This window comes from Streptomyces sp. NPDC087310, assembly GCF_044744405.1.
GTDB lineage: Bacteria > Actinomycetota > Actinomycetes > Streptomycetales > Streptomycetaceae > Streptomyces.
Genome location: NZ_JBIUYF010000012.1, coordinates 182,203 through 188,392 on the forward strand (window position 1 = coordinate 182,203; position 6,190 = coordinate 188,392).

General features: G+C 69.6%; 5 protein-coding genes and 1 pseudogene. All 6 read left to right on the forward strand.

Going from position 1 to position 6,190, the window contains the following annotated elements:
* The first annotated feature begins 77 nt into the window (after positions 1-77).
* Complete coding sequence (locus ACIO3P_RS36485) at positions 78-485, forward strand: DUF742 domain-containing protein (protein WP_319683976.1); 408 nt, start codon at positions 78-80, stop codon at positions 483-485.
* Positions 466-1,047, forward strand: coding sequence for an ATP/GTP-binding protein (locus ACIO3P_RS36490; RefSeq protein ID WP_189282429.1), 582 nt, complete (start codon positions 466-468; stop codon positions 1,045-1,047). The genes ACIO3P_RS36485 and ACIO3P_RS36490 overlap by 20 nt, the downstream gene beginning before the upstream one ends.
* A 338-nt stretch (positions 1,048-1,385) precedes the next feature.
* Entirely contained in the window at positions 1,386-4,898 is a 3,513-nt protein-coding gene (locus tag ACIO3P_RS36495) for a nitrate- and nitrite sensing domain-containing protein (protein ID WP_401855442.1), read from the forward strand.
* Between the two features lie 10 nt (positions 4,899-4,908).
* On the forward strand, positions 4,909-5,322 hold the full coding sequence (locus ACIO3P_RS36500; RefSeq protein ID WP_010984131.1) for a roadblock/LC7 domain-containing protein: 414 nt from the start codon (positions 4,909-4,911) through the stop codon (positions 5,320-5,322).
* 103 nt (positions 5,323-5,425) lie between these two features.
* Positions 5,426-6,076: a DUF742 domain-containing protein gene (locus ACIO3P_RS36505; protein WP_329821406.1), complete on the forward strand. Its 651-nt coding sequence runs from the start codon at positions 5,426-5,428 to the stop codon at positions 6,074-6,076.
* Positions 6,057-6,190, forward strand: a pseudogene (locus tag ACIO3P_RS36510) (ATP/GTP-binding protein); the annotation flags it as partial. The gene ACIO3P_RS36505 and the pseudogene ACIO3P_RS36510, both read left to right, overlap by 20 nt.

Below are 6,190 nucleotides of genomic sequence, written 5' to 3' on the forward strand. Positions count from 1 at the left end.
GTCAGGCCGCCCAACCGGCCCCCCACCGGCCAAGTCAGACGGCACGCAGACATCTTGCTGTCACGCCCGGAGGATTCATGACCCCGCCACCCGCTTCTCACGATCCGTACGGCGTCTCTGTCGACGCCTCGTACGGTCCTGAGGGCGATCAGCCGCTGGTACGTCCGTACGCCATGACCGGCGGCCGGACCCGGCCGCGGTACCAGCTCGCCATCGAGGCGCTGGTCAGTACGACCGCAGACCCGGCCCATCTCGCCACCCTGCTCCCCGAGCACCAGCGGATCTGCCACCTGTGCCGCGAGGTCAAGTCGGTGGCGGAGGTGTCGGCGCTGCTGACCATGCCGCTCGGCGTCGCCCGCATCCTGGTGGCCGACCTGGCGGAGGCCGGCATGGTGGCCATCCACCAGCCGGGCAACGGAGAGGCCGGCGGCACGCCGGATGTGACACTGCTCGAAAGGGTGCTCAGTGGACTTCGCAAGCTCTAGCGGCGGTGCGGCCCGATCGACCACCAGCGCGAAGATCGTGGTGGCGGGCGGCTTCGGCGTGGGCAAGACCACGTTCGTAGGCGCCGTCTCGGAGATCAACCCGCTGCGTACCGAAGCCGTCATGACCAGCGCCTCCGCCGGCATCGACGACCTCACCCACACCGGAGACAAGACCACCACCACCGTGGCCATGGACTTCGGCCGCATCACCCTCGACCAAGACCTCATCCTCTACCTCTTCGGCACCCCCGGCCAGGACCGCTTCTGGTTCATGTGGGACGACCTCGTCCGCGGCGCCATCGGCGCCGTCGTCCTCGTCGACACCCGCCGCCTCGCCGACTGCTTCCCCGCCGTCGACTACTTCGAAAACTCAGGACTCCCCTTCGTCATCGCCCTCAACGGCTTCGACGGACACCAGCCCTACACCCCCGACGAAGTACGCGAAGCACTCCAGATCGGCCCCGACACCCCCATCATCACCACCGACGCCCGCCACCGCGCCGACGCCAAAAGCGGACTCATCACCCTCGTCGAACACGCCCTCATGGCACGACTGAAGTAGGCGGCCGTCTACGGAAGTTGCCGTAGGCATACCCGGAGGTGGGCCAGGTCCATTGACACGGCCCATCTCTGTGTTCATAACATTTCGACAGAGAATTGACGCCCTCCGGCCACCCGGCGCACTCGCCCGGTGCCCCTGCGCTCATGTCAGCCCCGCTTTTTGCCGGGGCTCGCTCTTTATGCCCGTTTTATGTGAGGCTTGTACCACTCGGAATGGCTGATTCCTGCTGTTTGGAAAGGGAGGGTTCCCCGTGCTGGAATTCGAGAACTCCCGAGTAGTACGGCCCTGAACAAAACACGGCACAACGTAGGTGCCGACGCCGAGAGGTTGTTGGTCGAGTGAGGCGAAGCACGACAAGCTCCGCGGAGCAGAAGGCGCGGGGTAACTTCACCCCGCCGCCGCGCGCAGCGGCGCCTGCCGTCACGACCGGTCCGCCTCCGGCGGCCGGCAGCTCCAGCCGGTTCTCCCCGCGCAACTGGCGGGTGACCACCCGGCTGTACGCGATTCTCCTCGTCCCCGTCATGGTCGGCCTCGTCATGGGCGGCTTCCAGGTCAAGGGTTCCATCGACACCTGGCAGGCGGCGCAGGACGCCGAGAAGACGGCCCTCGTCGTGCGGGCCGCCTCGGAATACGGACACGCGCTGCTCAACGAGCGCGACCTCACCGCGCAGTCCCTGCTCACCAACAAGCGGGACGCGCAGATCGTCACCGAGAGCTACGCGGCCACGGACGCGGCGAAGAAGAAGTTCGACCTGGCGGTGCGGAGCATGCCCGCCGAGCAGGGTCTCGAACGCCGCCTGGGGCTGTTCCGCAGCGTGGAGCCCACGCTGGAGAGCATCCGCAAGACCGCGTTCACCGCCGGGGTCGAGACCCCGGACAAGAGCGGCGGCAACGGCGGCCCCGTGGCCACCGAAGAGGCGTACGTGCCGCTGGAGCACACCCTCATGGAGTTCGCCAACGAACTCGGTCTCGGCACGGGGAACATCACCAGCTACGGCCGTACGGTCTACGCCATCGGGCTGGCCAAGGGCGCCGAGTCGCTGCAGCGCTCCATCGGGACGCATCTGCTGGTCAGGCCGAGCCAGAAGGACGACGTCAAGAGCGGCCAGACGATCGCGTTCTCCTCGTACGCCTACCTGGAGGACATCGCCATCGGCGAGTACGTCTCCGGTGGCACGCAGGCGGACGCGGTCAAGCTCCAGGAGGTCATGAAGGCGCAGACGGCCGAGGCGGGCGAGAAGCTCGCCGCCGCGCAGCAGCAGGCCGCCGCCGCGGGCAAGGAGTTCACCGCCCCGCCGACCAAGGACGGCTCCGTCTTCGACGGCATGGTGGCGGCGATCGCCACCGGTGACAGCCCCGAGAAGCTCGCCGAGCGCGGGGTCACCCCGGAGACGTGGATGGCGGCCTCCACCGCCAAGTTCGACGGGTACAACACGATCGAGACGGACCTGGTCGACAAGGCCGTCTCCGAGGCGTCCTCGATCGCCGGCAACGCCAGGAACGACGCGATCATCAACGGCGCGATCGTGCTGATCGCGCTGCTGGCCGCCTTCATCCTGGCCGGGATCATGGCGCGGCAGATGAGCCGCTCGATGCTGTCGCTGCGTACGGCCGCCTTCGGGATCGCCGAGCAGCGGCTGCCGATGCTGGTCGACCAGCTCTCGCGGGCGGAGCCCGGCCGGGTCGACACCCGGGTGCAGCCCATCCCGATCGACTCGCGCGACGAGATAGGCGAGGTCGCCCGCGCCTTCGACCAGGTCCACCGCGAGGCGGTGCGGCTCGCCGCCGAGCAGGCCATGCTCCGCGGTAACGTCAACGCGATCTTCACCAACCTCTCACGTCGTAACCAGTCGCTGATCGAGGGCCAGTTGACCCTCATCTCCGATCTGGAGAACAACGAGGGCGACCCGGACCAGCTCGACAACCTCTTCAAGCTGGACCACCTCGCGACCCGGATGCGCCGCAACGGCGAGAACCTCCTCGTCCTCGCGGGCGAGGAGCCCGGCCGCCGCTGGAACCAGCCGGTGCCGCTGGTGGACGTCCTGCGCGCCGCCTCCTCCGAGGTGGAGTCGTACGAGCGCATCGAGCTGACCGGGGTCCCGGAGACGGAGATCCACGGCCAGGCCGTCACCGACCTCGTGCACCTGCTCGCCGAGCTGCTGGAGAACGCCACCACGTTCTCCTCGCCGCAGACGAAGGTCCGTGTCACCGCGACCCGGCTGCCCGACGGCCGCGTGATGATCGAGATCCACGACAAGGGCATCGGTCTCACCGCCGAGGACTTCGCGGACATCAACCACAAGCTGGCCAACCCGCCGACCGTGGACGCCACGGTCTCCCAGCGCATGGGCCTGTTCGTGGTCGGCCGGCTCGCCGACCGGCACGGTGTACGGGTCCAGCTCCGCCCCTCGGGCGAGCAGGCGGGCACGACGTCGCTGGTCATGCTGCCGGACGCGATCACGCACGGCGGCGGGGGCGGCGCCCCGGGACAGGGCGAGGACTTCACCGTCTCGCAGATCATGCCGGACCAGCCGAACCTCCCCGAGGGTGAGCAGCAGGTCTTCCAGAGCGCCCCGATGCTGACGGCGGCGGAGCTGGGCTTCGACGACTCGCGGTACGACCAGCAGCCGCAGGCGGACCAGCCGGCGCCGCTCGACTCCGTCAACCGCTCGCTCAAGCGCGAGGAGCGGCGTGCGGCCCTCGGGACGCCTCCGCGGGACGCCGTGGGCGACCAGCCGCTGTTCCAGGACCAGGTGGACGGCCAGTACCGCGACGGGGCGGACGGCGGGTACGCACAGGGGAAGTCGTCGTACGAGCAGGGGTACGAACCGGGCTACGCACCGCAACAGCCCGCACCCGGCGCGGACTTCCCGGCCCCCGCGGCCGATTTCCCCCCGGCGGGCGCCGAGTTCGCCACGGGCGGATTCGAGGAGTACCGCGCACCCGGCACGTACCAGCAGTCCGAGACATACCCTTCGCCCGATACGTACCAGCCGTCCGACGCCTTTCCGCAGCAGCAGGGGTCCCCGGGGCAGCAGGGATATACGGAGTCCCCGTACCCCGCCGCGCAGGGCGCCGAGGGCACGTACGAGAATCTGTTCAACCCCCAGCCCCACCAGGGCGAGTGGGCCGATCAGAGTGCCTACCCCGGTACGTACGACTCCGAGCGTCCGGCCGAACCGGAATCGGGCCTCGGCGCTCCCGGGAACGCCCGGGACAACGTAGGCTTGAACCGTCCGGGTCCCTCCCCGAGCGCCAGTCACGCGTTGACGGACGCGGGTCTGCCGCGCCGTGGCGGCGGCCAGCCCCAGCAGCCGCAGTCACCAGCGCCGTGGCAGCCCGCGGGTGAGGGTGAAGGGCAGCCGGCCGGACAGACCTCATCGACGGCGCTGAACGGCCGGAGCACCACTTCGGGCAACTTCCAGGACGAGCAGAGCGTTGAGCAGGACCCGGGCCGCGGCGAGGGCAGTCTCCCGAGCGACGGCGCCGGGCTGAACGGCAGTGCACAGAGCGGTGCCGGGCAGAATGGCAACGGGCAGGCGGAGACGGCCGGTTCGGACGACTGGCGCGCGAGGAACGACGAGCGCTGGCACCGTGCGGAGAAGCTGCGCGAGCCCAAGGCCGGCGGCGTCACCTCGTCCGGTCTGCCGCGCCGTGTGCCCAAGGCCAACCTGGTCGAGGGCGCCGCGGAGCAGACCACGCACAGCGGCCCCCAGGTCTCCCGCGCCCCGGAGGACATCCGGGGCCGGTTGAGCAACCTGCGGCGCGGCGTCGAGCGGGGCCGCAACGCTGGAGCGGACACGAACGGACCGGGCCGCGGCCCGGGCAGTACCTACAACCAGGAGCGTTAGTGTGAGCCCGATGAGCCAGGCGGCGCAGAATCTGAACTGGTTGATCACCAACTTTGTGGACAACACCCCCGGGGTGTCCCACACGGTGGTGGTCTCCGCCGACGGACTCCTGCTGGCCATGTCCGAAGGATTCCCGCGTGACCGCGCCGATCAGCTCGCGGCCGTCGCGTCGGGTCTGACCTCGCTGACCGCGGGGGCGTCCCGGATCTTCGAGGGCGGGGCCGTGAACCAGACCGTCGTCGAGATGGAGCGCGGTTTCCTCTTCCTGATGTCCATCTCCGACGGCTCGTCCCTCGCCGTACTGGCCCACCCCGAGGCCGATATCGGCCTGGTCGGCTACGAGATGGCCCTCCTGGTGGACCGTGCCGGTACGGTCCTCACCCCGGACCTGCGTGCGGAGCTCCAGGGAAGTCTGCTGAACTGACAGACAGTGCGCTGTTTGCCGCCGCACCATTAGGGTGCGGTGGCGCGGATTTCACAGGTCCGCCAGGATCGGGCCCGGCGCCCCGGCAGTCGGAGGAGGAAACGTGGCTACACCCCCAGGCGGGCATCCCTATGACGGTGGCCCCCGGTCTCCGGGTGAGTATGCCCAGAACCGGTTCAACTTTCCCTCCACGCCCAGCGGACAGGGCGGTGGACAGGGTGAGCCGAGCCATGACCAGGGCGGACAGGGCCACGGCGGGCAGGGCGGTGGGCGCGGCGGACCGCAGCGGCAGCCGTACCAGCCCCCTCCCCCTCCCCCGCCGCGGCCGTACGAGTACGACCAGCCCCGGCAGCCCCGCATCCAGCCGGTGCAGCCGAGGCGTTCCCCGGAAGCCGAGCCTTCCATGGGCACACACAATCCGTTGGTGCGCCCGTACGCCATGACCGGCGGCCGGACCCGGCCGCGGTACCAGCTCGCCATCGAGGCGCTGGTCAGTACGACGGCCGATCCGTCCCAGTTGCAGGGGCAGTTGCCCGAGCACCAGCGGATCTGCCAACTGTGTTTCGAGATCAAATCGGTCGCCGAAGTCTCGGCGCTCCTCTCCATCCCCCTCGGCGTGGCCCGGATCCTCGTAGCCGACCTGGCGGAGGCGGGCCTTGTCGCCATCCATCAGCCCGGTGGCGACGAGGCCACCGGTGGCCAGCCAGACGTGACACTGCTCGAAAGGGTGCTCAGTGGACTTCGCAAGCTCTAGCGGCGGTGCGGCCCGCTCAACCACCAGCGCGAAGATCGTGGTGGCGGGCGGCTTCGGCGTGGGCAAGACCACGTTCGTAGGCGCCGTCTCGGAGATCAACCCGCTGCGTACCGA